The sequence below is a fragment of the Massilia sp. BGA-UO-ETr-WB1 genome, assembly GCF_059567845.1.
The window spans coordinates 1,450,409-1,471,583 of sequence record NZ_JCAQOT010000027.1 but is presented as its reverse complement, the minus strand read 5'-3'; the positions used below and the strand labels follow the sequence as shown (position 1 = coordinate 1,471,583).

The window sequence follows — 21,175 nt, the reverse complement described above, 5'->3', positions numbered from 1 at the left end:
AGGCGATTCGCTAGCCCGGCCGCTTGCGCACCAGTGCGGTAAGCGCGAGTTCGATGTCCACGCCATTGTCGAAGAGGAAGCAGGCGGCGTAGTAGACGCCGTGCATATTCCGCAGCGACTGCGCGACCAGGCAAAGCCTATGAAGTCGAATGTCCATGCCCCGATACTAGCTACGTGTCGCCGGGCCGCTTTGCGCTACGTCAAGCATGGTGCACGTTCCGGCCGCGCTCGCCGAGGCGCGGGACGAGCACCATCGCGGCGCCGCGCACGGTGCACCGGCGCAAGGCACGCTGTTTGGCATCCCGCCGTCGCAATGAGCGCATACTAGGCGGCCCGCAAGTCATCGAAGGAGCAAGTGATGGGTCTGAAACCGCCAGAGCCGGTCGCACAGGTACCCATCGCGGCGGTCGCCTACGCGCGCATGTCGACCGATGCGCAACACCATTCGATACAGCATCAGCTCGACCGCATCCATGCCTACGCGGCCGCGCAGGGAATGGCGATTGTGCGCACCGTTGTGGATGAGGGCCGCAGCGGCCTGTCGCTGGCCACGCCCCCGGGATTGCAGGCGCTGCTGGCGCAGGCGACCGGCCCGGCGCCCGATTTTTCGGTTATCGAGGTCTGCGACGTGAGCCGGTGGAGGCGTTTTCAAGACAAGGACGAGCGCGCGTTCTATGAGTACATGTGCCGCCGCGCGGGCGGGGCCGTGGTCTACTGCGCGGAGCAGTTCTCTATGGATGGCTCGCCGACGGCGGATTTGTTCAAGGGGATCAAGCGCATCATGGCCGCCGAATACAGCCGCGAGCTGTTCGACAAGGTGTTTCTGGCGCAGAGCCGCTTCGTGCGCATGTGGTACATTCGGGGCGGCCGCCCGGGGTATTATTCGAACCGGTTGGATGGCGCGACGATTCAAGGACGATGCACGAAGCCGATGGTGTGCGCCGAGCAGATCGGGCACAATGTGCAAGCGGAGCGATGGTGATGTGGATCCGAAGGCCAGGAACGCCACGCTGAACTTGGCGGCCTCGGACCAGGCGGTGGAAGCCGGCAAAGCGGAAATCGGCGCCGCCCGCCCGCGCACTGGATTGCGACGCAGCAGCGGGTGGTATCGTACGGGCAGCTACGCCGCGTGTCGTCATTTTTTGATTGGAAGGCATCATGGGCCATTCGGGCAGTCGCAGAATCCTGGTCGTCGATGACAGCCGGGATATCGCCGACCTGCTGGTGGAGGTATTCTCGTCCAGCGGGCACGAGGCCAGCGCCGTCTATTGCGGCGCAGACGCGGTCTCGGCAGTCGTCCGGCTGGCGCCCGATATCGTCTTTCTCGACATTAGCATGCCGGACATGGACGGGTTCCAGGTCGCGGCGCGTGTGCGCAGCTTGGCGGATCGGTCGCCCAAGCTGGTGGCGTTTACGTCGTTCGTGGGAGCGGCATTCATGCAGAAGATCCGCGCCGCGGGTTTCGACTTGCATGTGGACAAAGCCGCCGACTTGCATCGGTTGCTTGCCGCGTTGGAAATCGCGACCGTGGCGCACGGCAGGGGGCGCCGGCGTTAAGGCTGGACCGTCGCGCCGGGAAGGGCAGCTCACTGGCTGCGGTGCCCGGTGCGGCAACTGCCATGCGTTGGCCGGGGACTTGGTAAGATGCACTTGGCGGCGGCATGCCGCTGTGGGGTATCCGATAGCGGCACGGTGACCACAGCCGGCAGGCATGCTACCAAGGACTGCCACCCTTGCTATGCGGGACGGCATCGGGCGGGCGCTGTGCCATCCCGTCGTGCGCCTTCGTGCGCGAGTACGCGGGCGACGACTTCGTCGCGCAGCTTGTGCCTGCGTAGGAAGCGCATGGAGTAGCTCATATCGCGCGTCGTGGCCATGATCATGCCGACCTCGACGACAATCGCCATGCCAAAGTCGGACCGTCGCTCGGTATTCATATCGTGCCTCCGTATGGCTGGTGTTGAACTTTCTTTCCACGAATAATTGTAGGCGTTTCGCAACACTACAATATTGCTATTTACTATCGCTATCTCGATAATCTCGCGCTTTTCTATTGCTCGTGAATATGAGAGCACGGCGCAGTGCATCGGAGTGCTAGGATCGGGAAAACAGGAGCGTGAGAATGGCCGACGAGAAAAGTGATAGCGGGCTGGGCGACAGGTCGAAGATCAATCTGGAAGAGGAATGGGAGGTTGCGTTCTGGACCCGGAAGCTGGGCCTGACGCGAGACCAGTTGGCGGCCGTTGTGAAGGCGGCGGGGCCGGTGGTGTTCGACGTGCTCAAAGCGCTGAACAGGTAGGCGCCAGCCACGGCCCGCCGCCGCGCAAGCAACGCGCGCTTGACGGTGCAGGGAGGCATGGCGCGGCAATCAAAGGGCCGGTTGTCACGATCATCACAAGGTTGGACACCGGTGCTCAATCCTGGCAGTGTCGATGGTGGACATGTCGGCCTGGCACATTATAGGGGGCCAGGCGTGGCGAATGGGGTTTGCACCAATGTGACGGTGACAGGCAGCGCGATGGCGGGGGCGTCATTGTTCCAAGTGAAAGTGCACAAAATTCATCCGCTCCTTGGCCGGCGCGCTTGCCCCCGTTCCGCCGTCGGCTGTGCGGCAAAGCTGTTCTTTTTTGCAACGTGCCATCAATTGAATGAGTGCCGGTGATAAGCTGATGCAACGCACCGGAGGATGAGCTTGAAGCGGACTTCCTTTCCGTCCTTACTGACGATCCATATCGCCTTGGCGCTGGCCTACTACGGGGCCGCGCGCCTGGGCCTGCTGCTGGCCTTCGCTTCCACCAATGTGTCGCCGGTATGGCCCCCGTCCGGCATTGCGTTCGCGGCTTTGCTATTGCTGGGGGCACGCTATTGGCCCGGCATTTTTCTTGGCGCGTTCGCTGCGAATTTCGTGGAGTTTTCCGTCAATGGCACGCTGAGCGGCTGGCCGGCCCTGGCCGCGTCCTTCACCATCGCGCTGGGCAATACGCTGGAGGCGCTGTGCGGCGCCTGGCTGCTGCGGCGCTTTTCCGGGCCGGGGCCGCTGCTGAGCGCCCCCAGGCGGATCTACGTTTTTGTGGCCGTGGCGTCGGCAATGTCCCTGGTCGGGGCCGCGGTAGGCCTGGCCACCTTGCTGGCCTCCGGCGTGGCGCCTTTGCACGCTGCGCGTCAGCTTGGGCTGATATGGTGGCTGGGCGATGCGGCCGGCATCCTGGTCGTGGCGCCCTGTATCCTGGCCTGGTCGCGCCCCTCTGAGGGCTGGCGCTGGAGTATTCGTGCGGCTATCGCCGCCGTGGCCTGCCTTTCGGTGCTGGCGCTGGCCCTGTACCTGCTGTTTGGCCAGCACTTCGACCTGTCGCAATCGCACCGGGCGCTGGCCTTGCTGCTGCTGCCAACGATAGGCTGGGCCAGCTTCCGCTACGGCATGCGTGGCGTCACACTATTGCTGCTGTTGCTGAACGGCGCCGCCGTGGTCGGCACTATCCAGGGCCTGGGGCCCTTCGCTGGCGGCACCCTGAACGACGCGCTGTCCTCGCTCGAGGTGTTCATCGCCCTGAGCAGCATGGTGGGCATGGTGCTGGCGTCCGACCGGGAGGGGCATATGCAGCGCTCGGGGCAGGCCGTCGAAGCGGTGCGGCGGGCGAATTTGCTGTGCCTGTTCCATTGGTCGGTGCTGTTCGTGTGCTTGGCGCTGACCATCGTGGCGTGGCATTACGTGGCCAACGGCACCGAGCAGCGCGCCAGGGATCTGTTCCAGGCCAAGGTGGAGGATATCCGGCGTCGCCTCTCGGAGCGCATGGACACGTATGAGCAGGTGCTAACCAGCGGCAAGGCCTTGTACCTTGCGTCCAGTTCGGTTTCCCGCAGGGACTGGCACGAATATGCCTCAAGCCTGGACGTGGCCCGGAAGTACCCCGGCATCCAGGTGCTGGGCGTGGCCGAAAGCACCGCGGAGCCGGAACGGATCGCGCGCAAGATGCGCGGCGAAGGCCTGGCCGACTACCGGGTCTGGCCGGCTGGCGAGCGCGACAGCTACGTTCCGGTCACGTATCCGGAACCGCTGGACGCGGCCAACACGCGCGCTTTGGGGTTTGACTTGTACTCCGAGCCGGCGCGCCGCGCTGCGCTGGTGCGCGCGGTCGAGAGCGGAGCGCTGGCCACCAGCGGGCGGGTCACGCTGGTGCAGGCCGGGACCATGGCGCGCGCCGGCTTCCTGATGTTTGTCCCCATCTTCCGCAGCGGCGCACCGGTGGCCACGCCGGCCGAACGTCACGAGGCTATCGAACGCTTTGTGTACGCGGCCTTCCAGATGGACGACCTGATGCGGGGCGTGTTCCCCAGCCCGGTGCCCAAGGTCGCGCTGGAGATCTTCGACGGTCATTCGACCTCGCCGGAGGCCATGATCTATTCAGACCTGGAGGGCGGGGGCCAGCCGCAGGCTTCTTATCCCCATCCCTACCTGGGCGTGGTGAATGTGAGCGTGGGCGACACCTGGTGGACACTGCGGGTCACGTCTCGGCCCGAGTTCGAGGCCGATATCGACCGAGACAAGGCCTTGATCGTGCTGATCTCGGGCATCATGATCAGCCTGCTTTTCTTCAGCGTGGTGCGTGCGCTGACGGCCAACAGGGAGGCAGCGATCCAGCGCGCGCTGGCCATCACCAGCGCGCTGCGCCAGTCCGAGCGCAAGTTCGGCGCGTTGGTGGAGTCCGCCATCGCCTTTTCCATTATTTCCACCGATCTGGACGGCGTGATCCAGGTGTTCAGCGTGGGCGCCGAACGCATGCTGGGCTACACCGCCGGCGAGATGGTGGGCAAGCAGACGCCGGCGCTGATCCATGTTGCCGACGAGATGACGCGCCGCGGCGCGGAGCTGGGCCGGGAACTCGGTCGCGACGTCAGTGGCTTTGGCGTGTTTGCGGAACCGGCGCTGCTTGGGCGGGAGGAGAGCTGCGAGTGGACCTATGTGCGCCGCGATGGCAGTACGCTGCCGGTGCGCCTCACTGTCACGCCGATCAGGGACGAGCACGGCGCGGTGACCGGTTTTCTGGGCATCGCCAAAGATATCACTGCGCAGAAGCGCACCGAGCAGGACCTGCGCGCGGCCAAGCAGCAGGCCGACGAAGCCAGCGAGGCCAAGAGCCAGTTCGTGGCCAACATGAGCCACGAGTTGCGCACGCCCCTGAATGCGGTGCTGGGCCTGGCCGAGCTGCTGAACCGGACCGAGATGAGCGCCGAGCAGCACCGCGACCTGGACCTGATACGGCAATCCGGCCACACCCTGCTGGGCATCCTGAACGACATCCTCGACTTCTCGAAGATCGAGGCCGGCAGGATGGATTTGTCGGCTGCGCCGTTCAAGCTGGACGCGCTGCTGGCGTCGGTGGCGGTGGTGATGGGCGTGAACGCCGGCAATACCGGCGTCGAGCCGGTGATCGACGTCGAGCCGGGCCTGCCCGCCATGCTGCAGGGTGACGCGCTGCGCCTGCAGCAAGTGCTGGTCAACCTGGTCGGCAACGCCATCAAGTTCACGGCGTGCGGTATCGTCACGCTGCACGTGAGCGGTACGGTGTCGGCGGACGGCATGGCCGCGCTGCGCTTTGCGGTGCGCGATACGGGCATCGGCATGTCCGCCGAGCAGCTCGGGCGCGTGTTTACGGCCTTCACCCAGGCTGACTCCTCGATGACGCGGCGCTTCGGCGGCACCGGCCTCGGCTTGGCCATCTCGCGCCGCCTGGTGGACATGATGGGCGGCGAAATCACGGTCGACAGCCGTGAGGGCGAAGGCAGCGTGTTCACCGTATCGCTGGCCTTGCGCGCAGTCCGCGATGAGGCCGTTGCGGCGCCGGCGGTAGCGGTGGAGGAAGTGCCGGGGGCGCAGGTGGTGCAGGTGCTTGCCGCCAGCGACGTTGCCAGCGCGGCCTTGACGCACGCGGCCCAGCGCCTGGGCTGGCATGCGCGTGCTGCCAGCGTCGGCGAGCTGGCCGCCTTGCGCGGCGGCGGGCCTGCGCCTGGCGGGCCGCCGGCCGACCTGGTGCTGCTGGACTGGAGAGCCTGCGAGGGCGGCGACGCGGCCGCTATGCTGAGGCGCCTGCGTACCCGGCCCTCGACCATGGTCATCGTCCTGTCCAGCTGTCATGAGCGCGCCAGCCTTGAGCCCGAGCTGACGGCGCTGGGCGCCGATCAATGCCTCGACAAACCCGTCACCGCCGCCAGTCTGGACGCGGCCGTGCGCAGCGCCAGCCTGCAGCGCCAGCAAGGCGTGGGCGCGAGCCACGAACCGGCGCGGGCCGCCACGGCCCAGCTGATGGGCAGGGTGCTGTTGGTGGAGGATAATCAGCTGAATCAATACATCGCCAAGGCCATGCTCGGGGGCCTCGGCCTGACGGTGGAAGTGGCCGACAACGGCCAGCTGGCGCTGGAGCTGTTGCGGGCGCGCGCGGCCGACTTCGCGCTGGTGCTGATGGACGTGCAGATGCCGGTGATGGATGGCTTTGCAGCCACCAGCGCGATCCGGCAGCAGCTGGGGCTCACCATGCCGGTGGTGGCGATGACGGCAGGGGTGATGGAAAGCGAGCGTAACCGCTGCGTCGAGGCTGGCATGGATGATTTTATCGGCAAGCCCGTCATCGCGGCCCAGCTGCGTGAAGTGCTGGCGCGCTACCTGCCGGCCGCAGCGCCCGGACCGGTACCTGTATCCGTTGCCAAGCCGGCTGCCGATACCGCGCTGGTGCCAGCGCCGCCGCAGGGCACGGTGTTCGACGTCAGCACCCTGCTGCGTGCGATCTCCGGCTATCCGGGGCATCGGCAGACCATGCTGCAACTGGTCCGCACCTTTGCCGATGGCGGCAGCACTGGTTTCGACACGGCCAGGCGGCAGTGGGAGTCCGGCCAGCGCGAAGCCGCCGCAAGGGCTTTGCACGGCATGCGCGGCGGCGTCGGCACGCTGGGTGCGCAGCGCTTTGCCGCGGTGTGCCTGGAGCTGGAGAAGGAGATCGCGCGGGGCGACGCGCCCGCTGTGGGGCGCCTGTTCAGCGCGGCTGCGTTGGAGCTGCACGCTGCGCTGGCGGCGGCGCAAGCGTGGCTGTCGCAGCAGGCGGCGGGGCCGGAGGCGGCGGCAACGCCGGTGAGCGCGGAGCAGCTGGCGTTGTTCCGCCAGCAGCTTGCCGAATACAATGTTGCAGCGCTTGCCCAGTACGAAGAGATCCGCCAGGGGCTGCTGGCGGAACTGGGCGCAGAGCGCGCCGGCGCCTTGCGCGGCGCCATGGAGCGGATGGACTTTGAAGCGGCGCTGGCTGTGCTGGCGCCTTGACCGCGACAATTGTAGAGGGGGGAGCATGGCGACGACCAAGCCTGCCAGTGTGCTGATCATAGACGACAACGAATTGACGCGCACCGTGCTGCGCATGATCATCCAGGGGAACGGTTACGAGGTGGTGGGCGAGGCCGCTCTGGCGCAGACCGGTATTGAACGGGCTCTGCGGCTGCAGCCGGACATCGTCTGCCTGGATATCCAGATGCCCGACCGCGACGGCCTGGACGTGCTGGCGGCGCTGATCGCGCGCCAGCCCGGGATCTCGGTGCTGATGGTGAGCGCCAACAACGATCCGGGTTCTGTGCATGCGGCGCTGGCGCGTGGGGCGAAGGGATTTATCGTCAAGCCATTTAACAGCGGCACGGTACTGGACACGCTGGGTGCGGTGCGGGCCGGCCGGCAGCAGGGACGCGCGTTGCCGCAGTATGGCGCGACCAACGGGGCCGCAGAGCTATGAGCGAGCTGGTGAGCGGACGCGAGTTGATACTGATTATCGACGATACGGTCGAGATGGTGAGGATGTTGAGTGCGATGCTGCAGGGGGAAGGGGACATCCTTTTCGCCCTGAACGGCGAGGCTGGCCTGCGCCTGGTACGCGAGCGGCGCCCTGCGCTGGTGCTGCTCGACGTTCACATGGCGGGTATCGACGGCTATGAAGTGTGCCGCCGGCTCAAGGCCGATCCGGCCGGGGCGGAGACGGCGGTTATCTTTGTCACGGCCAATCACAGCATGGAAAGCGAAGTGCTGGCGCTGGAAGTGGGGGCGACCGACTTTGTCACCAAGCCGTTGAATCCTCCCGTGGTGCTGGCCCGCGTGCGTACCCAGCTGCGTCTTTGGCGGCAGCGGCGCGCACTGGCCGACCTGGCCGGCAGCGACGGCTTGACCGGCTTGTACAACCGTCGCCATTTCGACGCCAAGGCCGAGGGGGAGTTCGCGCGTCATCAGCGCCAGGGGATGCCGCTGGGGTTGTTGATGATCGATATCGATGCCTTCAAGGCCTATAACGACCACTACGGGCACCAGGGCGGTGATGCGTGCCTGATCGAAGTGGCGCAGGCGCTCAGGCGCGTGGCGCGGCGTCCCGGCGAGCTGGTGGCCCGCTATGGCGGCGAGGAGTTCGTGGCGCTGCTGCCAAACAACACGCTCGAGCAGGTGGCAGCTTTTGGCGAACTGCTGCGTGACGCGGTCAAACAGCTCGCCTTGCCGCATGCGGCCCAGCAGACCGGCCCCGTGGTGAGCATCAGCGCCGGCGGTGCGGTCTGCGTGCCGCAAATCGGCGATACGCTGGAAGGCTTGCTCGCGGCGGCGGATGCGGCGTTGTACCGGGCCAAGCAGGCGGGGCGCGACCGCGTAATGATGTGAAATAATCCAGCTGGCAAGTGCACTCAGCCGCCGGACGCGGCGGCGCAATCTTTCACCGTGAGCAATCTACCGGATCGACCTATTCGGAGCATCGAATGGGCGCGCGCCAACCATGCAGTGCATCGGTGTAAAATGATTGCTGCGAATCGTGTGTGATCTGCCTTGGCGAAATTAGACACTTCCGGGCGCGAGTTTTTGGTCAATAATTCCTTAACGGGAGGGCTTGACCATGAGGTATTTTGAATGGCTTGCGGGTGTCTAGCAGACTCGTGGCGATTCATATGCAGTGAAATGGTCAGTCAGGGGTACATCGAGATCCTCGGAGATCGCCAACGGCGTAATTCGCACCCTGGCTATACAGTGCCAGACTCGTTCGCAGAAAACCTGGACCCTGGCGGGAGACGGACTTGTCCCCTATTGACAATACACCTCAGGGTGTACTAAACGCCTTGCACGTTTCACTTCATACATGGCAATATCGGCCAACCGTATAAGGCTTTCGAAAGACTCATCTGCCTCCCATTTGCACTCGACTACGCCAATACTCATTGCTAAGGGGACGCCCATGTCGTGCCGGATTCGATCCAAGTTGGCGTTAACCCGCGCAAGCAATTGATGCTGGTTTTCGTGCGAGCCATGGATAAAAGCCGCAAATTCGTCGCCACCTAAGCGCGCCACAACATCCGTTTCACGGAAACTCGATCTGAATACGTTTGCGGCCGCGACGATCATGCGGTCACCGGCCTCGTGACCTTGAGTATCATTAGCATGCTTGAGGCCATCAATATCGGCAAAAAGCATAAGGCTATGGTGCCTGGCACGGCGGGCCTGGAGATAGTCGCGGGTACCGAATGTCACGAACCCCCGCCGGTTGTAAAGGCTAGTGAGTTCATCGGAAACCGACAAGCGACGGATTTCCTCCTCTGCTCTTTGGCGTTCGACGATTTCCTGCCGCAAGTCCGAGTTGGCATTTTCCAGTTCAAGGGTTCTTTGCCGGACCCTCGCCTCGAGTTCAGCATAAAATCTGACGTTCTCCATGGCGACCGCAGTCGTATCGGCCAAGGCTTGAAGAATTGCGACCTGTTCAGCTGTTGGATGATTAGCTTCCGTCCAATAGTTGCCAATTGCACCGATGGGATCGCGCGTTCTGATCGGGACCATCGCCAGGCTGCGGACGAAAGTAGCGCGGTACGCATCAATAGGTATCCGCGGATCCTGGAAGATGTCTGGAATGACTGTACTTTTCCTGTTCAGCATGACCCAGCCGCTGATACATTGGCGCATGGGAAATCGGCGGCCTTTCCACAACGGGCTGATCGCGTTCTCTTCTGCGTAATAGCACTGTTCGCCGTCTTTGAGTACGAACGTGGCGCCGTCAGCGCCCGTGACTTCTCGAGCGGAGCGGCGCACAATGTCCATGACAGTCGCCAGGTCCCGAGCCAGTGACAACTCCTGCACGACCTCAACAAGTTGGCCCATGGCCTCGCTATACCATAATGAGCTGACCTTCGGGTGCGGGTCAAGTCTGGCAGCGGTCATGCTATTCATGATGCTAATCCGGTTTGTTGGGGCGGGCGTGTTGTCCTAGTGAACAACGAGGGATCGAGAAATGCAACGACGGATTGCCCTGTCTACGAAGACAATTCTATCAAATTGCAACAAAGTCGCAACCTGTAAATATCAATTCGCAATGAACCTCTGTAACGACCCACTGAATTCCTGCTCACGTCATAATTGAGGAAATTATCAGTGAGTACGAAGATGGACGAAGAAGTAAAACGCTGGACGGCCAAGCGCAAGAGCGCCCTTGTGCTGGAAATCATCCAAGGCAAAACGACAGTCGCGGAAGCGAGTCGTGCGTGCGACTTGGCGCCATCCGAGGTCGAGGCATGGGTCGACGACGGCAAGCGCGGCATGGAGAACGCGCTGCGCGCCAACCCGCTCGATGTGCGTGAGCAATACGAGCGGCAGATCAAGGAACTGCAAGAGGCCTACGGCGAAGCCATGCTGGAGCTGCGCGTACGAAAAAAGCTGCAGTCCCTGTTGGGCGAGGACGAGAAGTGATCGAAACGATCCGCCAGGGACTGGAGGAAGATGGATTGGTCGTCCCAGTGAGTAAGCTGTGCAAGTGGCTGGAGGTGCCGCGCCGCACGGCCTACTACAAGCCGACCAAAGTGACGCCAAAGGTCAAGCCCGAACTGGCCGCCCCGATCAAGGCCATGATCGAGGAGTCGCCGTCCTTCGGCTACCGCACGGTGGCACACCTGCTGGGCATGAACAAGAACACCGTGCAGCGCATTTTCCAGCTCAAGGGCTGGCAGGTGCGTAAGCGAGCCATCGGCTTCCGGCCACGCATCCAGGCCTTGCCATCGGTGGCGCAGGCACCCAATGAACGCTGGTCCACAGACATGTGCCGGATCTGGGCTGGCAAGGATGGCTGGGCGACCCTGGCCTTGGTGATCGACTGCCATACCCGTGAGCTGCTGGGCTGGTACCTGTCGCGTAGCGGCAAAGCCTGTACGGCATCAAGTGCCCTGGAACATGCCCTGATTGCCCGCTTTGGCACGCTGGGCCGCGTGCCGACGCCATTCCTGCTGCGCAGCGACAATGGCTTGGTTTTCACCAGCCGCAGCTTCACGGCGCTGGTGCGTGGCTAAGGCTTGCGCCAGGAATTCATCACGCCGCACTGTCCACAGCAGAACGGCATGGTCGAGCGTGTCATCCGTACCTTGAAAGAGCAGTGCACGCATCGGCACCGTTTCGAGACTTTGCAGCACGCCAGCCGTGTGATCGGCGACTGGATTCAGTTTTACAACCACAAGCGCCCACACCAGGCGCTTCGGATGCAAACCCCAGCGGCTCCTTTTGCATTAGCCGCGTAACCTGAGCAGATTCTGCTGGGGCATTACATTCGCTATGTTGCAGCGCACGCTGCACGCACAGTTCGAATTCCTCCAGCTCGATCGGCTTGTCCAGGTAATCGAAGGCGCCCAGGCGCATGGCGTTAACGGCCGTACGGGCTTCGGTGCGTCCAGTAACGACGATGATGGGTGTTTCCGGTACTAGCTTGCGCATATGCGGCAGCAAGTCCAGTCCATCCGTATCGGGAAGTGTGAGGTCCAGTAAGATCGCAGATGGTTCAAGGTTCTGTAGCTGGTCCAGGGCGTCGGAGCCACAGCAAGTGTCACTGGTAGAGGCGCCCGTGGTCGACAGCAGGGGCGCCATGAGGTGACGCGAGCGGCCATCATCGTCGATGAGCAGCACCAATGACGATGCCGGGGCGAGCGCCGGGCGTGGTGACGAAATGGAAGCTTCCTTCTGCGAAGTATTGAGCATAATTTGCTTGTACGCCTCGGCAGGCAAAAGCGTGGCGCTGACCTGTCTGATGTTACTCTACCGCAGTTATAGCTCAACGCTAACTTCTGCTTTCAATAGGCTGCATCTTGTGTCTATTGTATAAATGCATGGCGCAAGGGACTATTGATGGCGACGCGGTAGGCCTGCATGCAAGACGTCAAGGTAATGAAGTTTGTGTTTTTCGCGCTCCGCGCAGCGGGCCATACGCTTGCCGTATGGGGACATGCTCAAGTAGTTGGAGCAGCTGCCACTTTGGAACTCCGATACTCTGGACCTTCAACTGCGATAAGCAAGGCGAAGATATCCTTTTCCTCGACACCGTGGCTGACGAGGAAAGCCCAGGCCTGCAAGGTGCCGCCAAAGCGGTTGATCACCATTGCTTGTGTGGCAATTTCTGATGGAATTGCGGAGGTCTGCATGACGTCACCTTTTAGCGGCCGTCATGGTCCGAGACGGTCAGTCAAAGAAAGGCGCCGCAGTGTGTTGGGCAACGCAGTACAATTGTTGCATGTTCTCCCACTGCGTGCGAGGAAATTTTAATGACGTGGCGCAAAGGAGACGGCCGGTGAACAAAGCAAGATTGTTTGCGGCCCCAGAATCATGGTATTCCTGCTGGCATTGCCACACCGCAGCAATGAAATTTTGAATGAATCCAAGGGCTTCGGATTGCCATAGATAATAGAGTGGGAATAATTCCCCGTCTGACCGCAGCACGCAGCACGCGGCATTAAACCGAGACTAAGCCCCTGATTTTCAGGGGCTTTTTCTATTTTGGGGTGGCGAAATCTGGCAACGATCGGCAAGGTCAAGCGCGCGCGATTGCTGGTATCGGCGAGGGTATTGCGCCGGCGGTGCGCGCGCCCCGTCCCGATACCATCAGCGCGGTTGGGCCACCACGACCCCCGGCTTGCGCGCAGTGGGGCGCGAGGCTGGCGGCCCGCTTGGCGGGCCGTGCTGGTGTCGGCGTGGATTTTTCCTGCTGCTGCAGGTTGGCCTTTTCGGCGTGTGCATCCGGCACAGGATTAAGCGCGGACTGCAGTGATCGGCAATCGGTGCTGGGAAGGGCGCAGAGCGCGACGGGCAAAGGATACTGCAGCAGAGGCTGAAGGTTGCGTCATTCAACATATTTGCGTCAGCTGAGGCGGACCAGGTCGCGAAGCCCCCTTACTAGTCGAGCCATGTGCGCTTCTGACGTGAACACGGACGGGGTGACCCGCACGCAGGCACCCGAAGCGAGTCCGTCGCGGTGGACCGTGAACACGCCAGCGTCGTCCAGTAGCCGCTTTGCGATGGCGATGTTGTCGGCCAGCGAGGTGCGGCCAGTTAAGCGGAACGAGGCAATGGCGCTGCTCAGACGCGGATCCGGAGAGGCTAGCACCTCGACGCCTGCTATTTCGCGCGCCGGCTCCACCCATAGGTTGCGCAGCCGGCGCAGGCGGGCTTGCTTGTTGGCGATTCCGATCTGGTCGTGCAAGTCCAAGGCCGGCGGCAAGGTCATGAATGCGGCGAAGTTGATCGTGCCGGTATGCACCCGTAGGCGGATATCGTCCCCGTCGCCCGAGCCCAGCGCGGCGTCGATGTCGTGAACCCGGCCGCGCTTGATGTACACCGCGCCCACGCCGACCGGCGCGCCGATCCATTTGTGCAGGTTGATGGCGGCGAAGTCGGCTTCCAGGTCCGGGATGCGCATGTCCAACTGGCCGAAACCATGCGCCGTGTCGACGATGACGTCGATGCCGCGCTGGCGTGCCATGCGGCTGATCTCGGCCACCGGCAGCACCATGCCATTGCGATGGTTGACATGGGTAAGCAGCATCAGCTTGAGGCGCGGATGGGCGTCCATTGCTTGCCGATAGCGCTCCATCAGCGCGTCGTGGGTGGCCGGCTCCGGCATGGCGATGGCGACCACCTCGACGCCGCGCCGCCGCTGCAGAGCGCGCATGGCGTCGATGCCGCAGTCATAGTCGATGTCGGCGTACAGCACCACGTCGCCTTCGCGCAGGCGGTTGTAGCCGCCGATCAAGGTCATCAGCGCTTCGGTGGCGCCGCGCGTAAGGACGATTTCATCGGCGCGCACGCCGAGCGCGGCGGCGGCGCGTTCCTGCGCCGCCCGGAACTGGGCCGGAAAGCGGGTTCGGCCGTACCAGGAATTGCCGCGGTTGACCTCGGCGGTGTGCCGGGCATAGGCTTCCAGCACCGGCCACGCCATGGAACCCCAGTATCCATTGTCGAGCAACACGACCTCGTGGCTCATGTCGTACAGCGCGGCCACCTGTGACCAGTAGCCTTCGTCGCCGGCGAGTGCCTCGGGCGTCAAGTCGGGCGCCAGCGGCGCCGCCGCCGCCGGCGCAGCTGGCGCAGCTGGCGCAGCCTGGGCGCCGGCCGGCGCCAAGGGCAACGCGGCTGCGGCCCGCAACCAGCGGCGGCGTTGCTGGTCAATGCTCAAAATTTCACCCGGTACTCAATGAAGAGTTTGCGCCCGTCCGTGTCATACGGCGCGTTGCGCGAGTAAATCAAGCCGCGGCTGGCCTGGAACGTGGCTTCGTCCGGATAGGAATTGAAAACGTTGTCCATACCGAAGCGCAAGGAGTGCTGCTTGCTGATCTGGTAGGTGCCGGCCAGATCGAAGAAGTGCATGGCGCCGAAACGCTGGAACACGTCGCCGGTGGCGTTGCCGGTGCTGTCGGTCCAGGCGCCGTAATAGCGCAAGCGCGCCAGTCCACTCCACTTGCCGAGATTGTAGGTACTGCTGAAGGTGGCCTTCTGACGCGGCAGGCGCTGCTCGAAGATGGTGCGCTGCGTTGCGTTGGTGGCGATGCTGGAGCTGCCGCCATCGACTTCAGTGCTGTTGTAGTTGTAGGCGGCGGTCAGGTTCAGCTTGCCGTCGCCGAGGCGACGAAGATAACTGCCGACGATGTCGATGCCGCGTGTGCTGGTGTCGAAGTCATTGGTGAAATACGTGACCGAGCTGTAGCCGAGCGGATTGGCAACGCCGGCTGGAATGGCGAGCGACGCCGAGGTGCTGAAGCGGTCCGTCACCTTGATGGAGTATACGTCCACCGAACCGGAGAAGCCATGGTCGTTCTTCCATGTGACGCCGAGCGACAGGTTTTTCGACTTTTCAGGCTTCAGCGGCTTGGCCCCCAGCAGCAGCGCCAGCGGATCGTTGTTGGCCAGACGGCCACTGGTGAAAATCTGCAGGGTCCTGGTGTCCAGGCCCTGGTTGGTGCTGCTGGTGTGGAGCTGGCCCGGGGTCGGCGCGCGGAAGCCAGTCGAGAACGAGGCGCGCGCGGCGAAGTCCGGCGTGACGGCGTAACGGGCCGACAGCTTGCCATTGCTGGTACTGCCAAATTCCGAGAAATGCTCGTAGCGACCGGCGGCGCCCACGTTCAGGGTGCGGCTTAGCGGAACCTCGACGTCCAGGTAAGCGGCGTACACATTTTCGCTCCAGCGGCCTGCCTGGCGCGCGCTGAAGCCCGGCGCGCCATTCGAATTGGCCTCCAGGCCGGTTGCCGCGCCCGGACCCACCGCGTACGAGGCCGGGTCGCCGGCGTTCACGCCATAGGTTTCGCTGCGCCACTCGGTGCCGAAGGCCACGTTGATGGGGGCGTCCAACCGGGTGAGGCGCCATGCGTAGTTGACGTTGGCGCTGAGGTTCTTCTCTTCCTGCGACAACTGCCCCAGGTAGAACGCGGTCGGACTGGCGGGGCCGAGCGAGGCGTTGATCGAGTTCGACAGGTAATAGTCGATGCGATTGCGCCCGAACGCGCTGCCGACGTCCCAGGTGAAGTGGTCGTTGATGCTGCCGCGCACGCCAGCCGCCAATTGCAAGTCGTTTTGCTTGTTGCGATACTGCGGGCTGAAACCGGTCGGGTAGATACTGCGCAAGCTCCAGCCCGGAAATATTTTGCTGGCCCCAAAGGCGCCGGTGGTGGTGTCCGGATTGCGCCAGTTGAAGTCGGAGGTGCCGTCGCTCAGTCCAAACAGGCCATAGCTGTAGAGCACCAGCTCATCGTTGAGCGCGTAGGTGCCGTTGTAGCCCACGCGTTGATTGTCGAGCTCAGGCTGCCCCCAACGCTGCACGGGATTCGGCACGGGCAATTCCGGATGGGCGGCCTGGAAGGCGATGGCGTCGGGACGCTGGCGGGTGCGCGAGGTGGGATCGGACTGGGCCAGTTCTGCGAACAACACCAGGCGGCCGTTGTCGCCGAAGGTGAAACCGCTACGCGCGCTGAGCTCGTTGCCCTTGCCATCACCTGCCGAATACTGTGCATGCCGCGCCGCGATCTCGCTGCCGATGCTGTCTTCAAGAATGATGTTGATGACGCCGGCGATGGCGTCGGAACCATACTGGGCCGAGGCGCCGTCGCGCAGGACCTCGATGCGCTTGATGGCGCTGGTGGGGATTTGGGCCAGGTCGGCCGCTTGTGCGCCGCGTGTGCCCAGCAGGGCGCTGCGATGGAAGCGCTTGCCATTGACCAGCACCAGCGTCTGGTCCGGCGACAGGCCGCGCAAGGTGGCCGGGCGCACGAATACTTGGCCGTCGGCCATTGGCAGGCGCTGTACCACGTAGGATGGCACCAGTTGGGCCAGCACGTCATTGAGGTCGGTGGCGGCAACGGCGGAGATGTCCTGGCGCGTGAAGACGTCCACCGGGACCATGGTATCGAACTGGGTGCGGTTGGCGCCACGGGTGCCGGTGACGATCACGGCGTTTGGCTGGATCGGCTCCTGCGCAGCAGGCGCCGGGGCTGCCGGGGCGATGGTGTCGGCGGCTTGCGCCTGGGTGTGTTGGAAAGCCTGCAGCGCGAGTAGCGCCACAGCGGCAGCGATTTGGTGTGGTTGGAAATTCATCGGTGAGTTCTTTGCAAATGTGGGGCCATCAGCCACGGAATTCGGTGCAAGTGCAGGCGTCCCTGTATCTGCTATGGAGAAAACATTTTTGCCATGCGAGCGATCTTCAATCGTTCACAGTGCGTATCAGCGACGGTACTGTATGCAATTTATGTTTCCCCAAGATGACACGAAGCGGTTTTGTTCCATGCCCTACTGAAGCAGGGAGGGGGCGTGTGCCGGCATGGTCGGCGAAGGGGGATGGATGCGAACCTGTCCCGTGCGCAGGCGAAACAGGATTTGCAGGCGCTCAACTGGACGCATACCGCTGGCAGGGAAGAATGGAGAAAATCCCGGAAGACAACGTGGCTGTCAGCGCTCGAACCACGCGCGCCGACGGCAGTGCAAAATCCACTTCAATCGCTAGCGCCTCCCGGTTGAAGTCGTCGATCACGCTGAACAACCGGATGCTGCGCTCATCTGCCAGTTGGTCAAGCATGAAATCCATCGACCAGACGTCATTGATCCGCGCCGGCACTGCCAGCTGCACCGGCCGCTCGCGCAGGCAGACGCTGACGCGGCCTGATGCGTAAGTTGAGCTCCAAGGCCCGATAGATACGGTACACGCGCTTGTGGTTCCACGCGAAGCCTTTGACGTTGCGCAAATACAGGTAACACAAGCCGAAGCCCCAGTTGCGCTGGTTGTGCGTCAACCTGACGAGCCAGTCCGCTATCTCCTCGTTTTCTGCCGATAATTTGGGCCGGTAACGGTAGCATGTCTGGCTGATACCGAAGGCCAGACAAGCCACACGCACGCTCATGCCGTGCTCGCGGCACAACTGCGGCACCGGCGTGCCGCTCTCGGCTTGCTTGATGATGGCCATGATCTGGCTGTCGGTAAAACGGGACTTCTTCATGTAGAACCTTCCAATTGCTTAGTAGAAAATTCTACTTCTAAACGCGCTTCTTTTCAGGGGGGATTACCTACTCGAGTGGCGAGAGTAAATCGTTGGTGCCATTGGCGAATTTCATAATTGTTTTCCCGCTTCTTGTGAATCACAATCCTTGCTTGCGGGCTCGCCCCTTAATTCACCAGAGACATGATGCGACTACTTCCAATCACTGCCATGTTGGCGGCGTTTCTGATCTGTGCGCCTGCCGTTAGCCTCGCCGAACCAAAACAACGCCTGATTGTCCTCAGCGATATCGAGGCCGATCCCGATGACAGCCAGTCGCTCGTGCGCTTGCTTCTGTACGCGAACCAGATCGATATCGAAGGCATCGTCGCCACGACCTCTACGCATCAGAAGTCGCGTATTGCACCGGCATCCATGCATGCGATCATCGACGCCTACGGCCGGGTACAACCCAATCTGTCGAAGCACGAACCAGGTTTTCCGAAGGCGGAGGCGCTAAAAGCGGTGGTGCGCTCTGGCTCGCAGCTCTACGGCATGCAAGGTGTCGGCGATGGCAGGGACTCGCCGGGATCGGACGCCATCATCAAGGCCCTGGAGAAAAATGACACGCGCCCCCTGTGGGTTGCTGTGTGGGGCGGCGCCAATACTCTTGCTCAAGCGTTGTATCGGATCGGCCACGACAGGACGCCGGAGCAGGCCGCACGCCTGCTGAACAAGTTGCGCGTCTACACCATCTCCGATCAGGACGATTCCGGTATCTGGATGCGTACCAAGTTTCCCGATCTGTTTTACATCGTCAGCCCCGGCGGGTATGGCAACGGTACGTGGACTGGCATGCACTCGACCGAGCCGGGCTTCGACAGCATGGAAGTGAGCAACAACTGGATCGCCACCCATATTCAACAGGGGCATGGGCCGCTGGGCGCAATGTATCCGGATGTTTCTTTTGGCGTGGAGGGCGATACGCCATCCTTCCTGTCCTTGATACCAAACGGCCTGAATGCACCCGAGCATCCGGACTGGGGCGGCTGGGGTGGGCGCTACGAGTTGTACACGCCAGCATTGGAGACGACCAATCCGGACGGCTTCACAGGCAACGTCCCTGTATTGCAAGAGCCGCGCGCCATCTGGACCAACGCCGTGGACAGTTACAGGCCGGCGGTCTACAACGAGTTTGGCCGCAACGTGCGCGCCCACGACAAGGTCTCGACGGGATACAGGACCACCATCTGGCGCTGGCGCAAAGACTTCCAGAATGATTTCGCTGCGCGAATGGATTGGAGCACCAAGCCATACAAGGAAGCGAATCATCCGCCAGTGGTAAAGCTCGGCCATGGCGATCGGCTGACCATCAAATCCGGCGAAGGCTTCATGATGAGCGCCGCCGGCAGCTCCGACCCCGATGGGGATAGCCTGAGCTACCTGTGGTTTCAGTATCCCGAAGCCGGCAGCTACAAGGAGCAGATCAAGCTGGGGTACGCGGAAAATCACCATACCGTCTGGGGGCAGGCGCCGGTGGTAAGCAAGACGGAGACCGCCCACTTCATTGTAAAGGTTATCGATAAGGGCAGTCCGGCGCTGACGCGTTACCGACGCGTTGTCGTCACGTTCGTGCCGACTACTCCCTAAGCCACCAGGAACGTTGAGCGAGTACGTGATGGCTGCCGCAAGGCCGGGCGTCCAGAAGTACATGATGGTGCCGCTGCGAGGTTCTCGCGGAAGTCAATGGCGGCATGCTCTGTGTTATGCGGCAGTGCCGCAGTGACAGGCGGCATGACATGCTGTACATTGCAAAACCTGACGACTGCCTCCGCACCGGCGTGCGGCGGGCTCGCCGTTGTCCGGCCATCTAACTTTTATCCATATGCACGCGTTATATTCAAAGGCACTACTCCGGCTGGCCCTGCTTCTCGGTATGAGTATTCTGATCGGGTATCTGTGCGTCAGCCGCAGCTATCACCGCGTCGCCTTGTTTGAGCAAGAGGATTTTTCCTGGCAGTTGCGCACGCACAGCACCAACGACGCGACGACCAACCTGAACGCGAGAGTCGATGCGGCGCGCCTGATTATGGAATTCGTCCTCTCAGGCAGCAATCCCCATTCCTATGTATCAACCGGCCTGTTTTTCACAGACCGCAACGGCAAACCGGCGCTGTTCGACTGGTCCCGGTTCGGCAAGATCAGTTTCGAGGCACGCTGCTTCCCCGCCAGTACCATCAGGGTCGGCCTGGCCACCTTCGATGACAAGCTGTCCAAACCGAATGAGCTGATGACCTACCGCTCGCCAACGGCATACATCAACTGCAATCAGGACGGGGCGCGCGTCGAACTCGATCTGGCGCATTTAGCCATTCCGGAGTGGTGGGTCGAGATGAACAAACTCAACCCATCGGATCTGGGCTACTCGCTTGCCAAGGTCGCGCAGATCGAAGTGGGCACCAGCACTGCCAGCCGCGTCGGCACCCCGTCGCGTATTGAAATCGCGAGAATTGAAATGCACGAGCGGAAATACGGCTACCTGTATTTTCTCGCCGGGTTCCTGATACCGGCCTGGGTTGGTTTTGGGCTCTGGTTCGTCAAGCAGTACGCGCTGGCCTTCGCCAATGACCTGCAAGCGCGGATGCAGAAAGATCTGCCGCTGGTGGCGTACCAGCAGCTGGCGCTGGAGCCGCACCGGGAAAGGGAAAAATCCGCCATTTTGAGATTGCTGGCGACGCGCTATGCGGATTCAGAACTGGATCTGGAAACCGTGGTGTCGGAAACCGGCGTCAACCGCAATAAGGTCAACGACATATTGAAGGCGGAAATGGGGTATACCTTTATCGGTTACCTGAACAAGCTCAGATTGACCGAAGCATCGCGCCTATTGGTGGAGAACACCAGCGCCAGTATCGCGGAAATCGCCTATTCGGTCGGGTATAAAAATTCCTCGTATTTCAATAAGCTCTTCAAGGAGGAATACGAATGCACTCCCAAGGCATTCCGGGAAATATGCAAAAAGGAGGCGCGGGAGCCGGCGCCATAAAGTCTATGTCTCGCTGGCAGCGCTAGGCGATACCGCCACAGTTCATCCATGCGCGCCCATCCGCGCCCGCCAGGCTTCGCGCAGTACCTCGAGTACGACGTCGAGGCCGACGTTGCGGCGCAACTCAAAGCAATCGTCGACTGCCTTTGCGATACAACGTATCCGCACTGTTCGCAGGCCTATAAATCCCATAGCCCCCCATTGAACCTGGTGCTTCGCCGGCGCTCAACTGCTGCAGACGGCTGCGGATGGTGGGCGCCGAAATAGCGCGAATGGTGAAGATATTGAAGCTTGCAGATAATCGCATTGATACTGCACTTCCTTGCATTCGACTTGCGGCGACGGCGCCGCGGCCGCCGGCCTCCAGTGGCG

Annotated in this window: 17 protein-coding genes and 2 pseudogenes; 11 read left to right on the top strand and 8 right to left on the bottom strand. The window is 62.4% G+C overall.

Annotated features, from left to right (window positions below; translation table 11 throughout):
- Positions 1–10 precede the first annotated feature (10 nt).
- Positions 11–157, bottom strand: coding sequence for a hypothetical protein (locus tag AC56DV_RS33160; protein ID WP_496318453.1), 147 nt, complete (start codon positions 155–157; stop codon positions 11–13).
- 201 nt (positions 158–358) lie between these two features.
- Here AC56DV_RS33160 and AC56DV_RS33155 point away from each other — a divergent pair, with 201 nt between their 5' ends.
- Both AC56DV_RS33155 and AC56DV_RS33150 read left to right on the top strand, forming a co-directional pair.
- Positions 359–982 (top strand): recombinase family protein, encoded by a 624-nt coding sequence (locus tag AC56DV_RS33155; protein WP_496318452.1) that lies wholly within the window; start codon positions 359–361, stop codon positions 980–982.
- Between the two features lie 176 nt (positions 983–1,158).
- On the top strand, positions 1,159–1,557 hold the full coding sequence (locus tag AC56DV_RS33150; RefSeq protein WP_496318451.1) for a response regulator: 399 nt from the start codon (positions 1,159–1,161) through the stop codon (positions 1,555–1,557).
- Between the two features lie 179 nt (positions 1,558–1,736).
- Here the strand turns inward: AC56DV_RS33150 and AC56DV_RS33145 are convergent, their stop codons facing one another.
- A complete protein-coding gene (locus tag AC56DV_RS33145) occupies positions 1,737–1,937 on the bottom strand; it encodes a hypothetical protein (RefSeq protein WP_496318450.1) in 201 nt (66 codons plus the stop codon).
- 185 nt (positions 1,938–2,122) lie between these two features.
- On the opposite strand from AC56DV_RS33145, the gene AC56DV_RS33140 reads away from it, so the two are divergent.
- The 4 genes from AC56DV_RS33140 (at position 2,123) to AC56DV_RS33125 (ending at position 8,671) form a co-directional block, all read left to right on the top strand.
- Positions 2,123–2,299 (top strand): DUF3606 domain-containing protein, encoded by a 177-nt coding sequence (locus tag AC56DV_RS33140; RefSeq protein WP_496318449.1) that lies wholly within the window; start codon positions 2,123–2,125, stop codon positions 2,297–2,299.
- Between the two features lie 393 nt (positions 2,300–2,692).
- Positions 2,693–7,306 carry a CHASE domain-containing protein gene (locus AC56DV_RS33135; RefSeq protein WP_496318448.1) on the top strand — a complete coding sequence of 1,538 codons (4,614 nt, stop codon included), beginning with the start codon at positions 2,693–2,695 and terminating at the stop codon, positions 7,304–7,306.
- Between the two features lie 25 nt (positions 7,307–7,331).
- Positions 7,332–7,766, top strand: coding sequence for a response regulator transcription factor (locus AC56DV_RS33130; protein ID WP_496318447.1), 435 nt, complete (start codon positions 7,332–7,334; stop codon positions 7,764–7,766).
- Positions 7,763–8,671, top strand: a complete 909-nt coding sequence (locus AC56DV_RS33125; protein ID WP_496318446.1) for a diguanylate cyclase domain-containing protein — start codon at positions 7,763–7,765, stop codon at positions 8,669–8,671. Before AC56DV_RS33130 ends, AC56DV_RS33125 begins: the two co-directional genes overlap by 4 nt.
- 414 nt (positions 8,672–9,085) lie before the next feature.
- Here the strand turns inward: AC56DV_RS33125 and AC56DV_RS33120 are convergent, their stop codons facing one another.
- Positions 9,086–10,219 carry a GGDEF domain-containing protein gene (locus AC56DV_RS33120; RefSeq protein WP_496318445.1) on the bottom strand — a complete coding sequence of 378 codons (1,134 nt, stop codon included), beginning with the start codon at positions 10,217–10,219 and terminating at the stop codon, positions 9,086–9,088.
- 201 nt (positions 10,220–10,420) lie between these two features.
- On the opposite strand from AC56DV_RS33120, the gene AC56DV_RS33115 reads away from it, so the two are divergent.
- Genes AC56DV_RS33115 through AC56DV_RS33105 form a run of 3 tightly spaced genes read left to right on the top strand, consistent with a single transcriptional unit; the run spans position 10,421 to position 11,553 of the window.
- The gene (locus AC56DV_RS33115; RefSeq protein ID WP_496318444.1) at positions 10,421–10,735 is read left to right on the top strand and encodes a DUF1153 domain-containing protein; all 315 of its coding nucleotides are present in this window, start codon (positions 10,421–10,423) and stop codon (positions 10,733–10,735) included.
- Positions 10,732–11,328, top strand: a complete 597-nt coding sequence (locus tag AC56DV_RS33110) for a DDE-type integrase/transposase/recombinase (protein WP_496318443.1) — start codon at positions 10,732–10,734, stop codon at positions 11,326–11,328. The genes AC56DV_RS33115 and AC56DV_RS33110 overlap by 4 nt, the downstream gene beginning before the upstream one ends.
- A 48-nt stretch (positions 11,329–11,376) precedes the next feature.
- Positions 11,377–11,553 carry an integrase core domain-containing protein gene (locus AC56DV_RS33105; protein WP_496318519.1) on the top strand — a complete coding sequence of 59 codons (177 nt, stop codon included), beginning with the start codon at positions 11,377–11,379 and terminating at the stop codon, positions 11,551–11,553.
- Between the two features lie 76 nt (positions 11,554–11,629).
- Here AC56DV_RS33105 and AC56DV_RS33100 read toward each other — a convergent pair.
- From AC56DV_RS33100 to AC56DV_RS33080, 5 genes and pseudogenes are all read right to left on the bottom strand, one after another.
- A pseudogene (locus tag AC56DV_RS33100) lies at positions 11,630–12,007 on the bottom strand (response regulator); the annotation flags it as partial.
- Between the two features lie 248 nt (positions 12,008–12,255).
- A complete protein-coding gene (locus AC56DV_RS33095) occupies positions 12,256–12,447 on the bottom strand; it encodes a hypothetical protein (RefSeq protein ID WP_496318442.1) in 192 nt (63 codons plus the stop codon).
- A 713-nt stretch (positions 12,448–13,160) separates the two neighbouring features.
- Positions 13,161–14,474 (bottom strand): aminotransferase class V-fold PLP-dependent enzyme, encoded by a 1,314-nt coding sequence (locus AC56DV_RS33090; protein ID WP_496318441.1) that lies wholly within the window; start codon positions 14,472–14,474, stop codon positions 13,161–13,163.
- On the bottom strand, positions 14,471–16,882 hold the full coding sequence (locus tag AC56DV_RS33085; protein ID WP_496318440.1) for a TonB-dependent receptor plug domain-containing protein: 2,412 nt from the start codon (positions 16,880–16,882) through the stop codon (positions 14,471–14,473). The genes AC56DV_RS33090 and AC56DV_RS33085 overlap by 4 nt, the downstream gene beginning before the upstream one ends.
- A gap of 352 nt (positions 16,883–17,234) precedes the next feature.
- Positions 17,235–17,778: pseudogene (locus tag AC56DV_RS33080) on the bottom strand (transposase); the annotation flags it as partial.
- A gap of 183 nt (positions 17,779–17,961) precedes the next feature.
- On the opposite strand from AC56DV_RS33080, the gene AC56DV_RS33075 reads away from it, so the two are divergent.
- A complete protein-coding gene (locus tag AC56DV_RS33075) occupies positions 17,962–19,407 on the top strand; it encodes a nucleoside hydrolase-like domain-containing protein (RefSeq protein ID WP_496318439.1) in 1,446 nt (481 codons plus the stop codon).
- Positions 19,408–19,693: 286 nt separating this feature from the next.
- Complete coding sequence (locus AC56DV_RS33070; protein WP_496318438.1) at positions 19,694–20,803, top strand: helix-turn-helix domain-containing protein; 1,110 nt, start codon at positions 19,694–19,696, stop codon at positions 20,801–20,803.
- The last annotated feature ends 372 nt before the right edge of the window (positions 20,804–21,175 follow it).

Bases quoted from the DNA above. Each gene is read 5' to 3' on its own strand.
- AC56DV_RS33120 (WP_496318445.1), bottom strand. From the start codon at position 10,219: ATGAATAGCATGACCGCTGCCAGACTTGACCCGCACCCGAAGGTCAGC.
- AC56DV_RS33145 (WP_496318450.1), bottom strand. From the start codon at position 1,937: ATGAATACCGAGCGACGGTCCGACTTTGGCATGGCGATTGTCGTCGAG.
- AC56DV_RS33105 (WP_496318519.1), top strand. From the start codon at position 11,377: ATGGTCGAGCGTGTCATCCGTACCTTGAAAGAGCAGTGCACGCATCGG.
- AC56DV_RS33095 (WP_496318442.1), bottom strand. From the start codon at position 12,447: ATGCAGACCTCCGCAATTCCATCAGAAATTGCCACACAAGCAATGGTG.
- AC56DV_RS33075 (WP_496318439.1), top strand. From the start codon at position 17,962: ATGATGCGACTACTTCCAATCACTGCCATGTTGGCGGCGTTTCTGATC.
- AC56DV_RS33070 (WP_496318438.1), top strand. From the start codon at position 19,694: ATGAGTATTCTGATCGGGTATCTGTGCGTCAGCCGCAGCTATCACCGC.
- AC56DV_RS33125 (WP_496318446.1), top strand. From the start codon at position 7,763: ATGAGCGAGCTGGTGAGCGGACGCGAGTTGATACTGATTATCGACGAT.
- AC56DV_RS33130 (WP_496318447.1), top strand. From the start codon at position 7,332: ATGGCGACGACCAAGCCTGCCAGTGTGCTGATCATAGACGACAACGAA.
- AC56DV_RS33150 (WP_496318451.1), top strand. From the start codon at position 1,159: ATGGGCCATTCGGGCAGTCGCAGAATCCTGGTCGTCGATGACAGCCGG.
- AC56DV_RS33085 (WP_496318440.1), bottom strand. From the start codon at position 16,882: ATGAATTTCCAACCACACCAAATCGCTGCCGCTGTGGCGCTACTCGCG.
- AC56DV_RS33155 (WP_496318452.1), top strand. From the start codon at position 359: ATGGGTCTGAAACCGCCAGAGCCGGTCGCACAGGTACCCATCGCGGCG.
- AC56DV_RS33160 (WP_496318453.1), bottom strand. From the start codon at position 157: ATGGACATTCGACTTCATAGGCTTTGCCTGGTCGCGCAGTCGCTGCGG.
- AC56DV_RS33140 (WP_496318449.1), top strand. From the start codon at position 2,123: ATGGCCGACGAGAAAAGTGATAGCGGGCTGGGCGACAGGTCGAAGATC.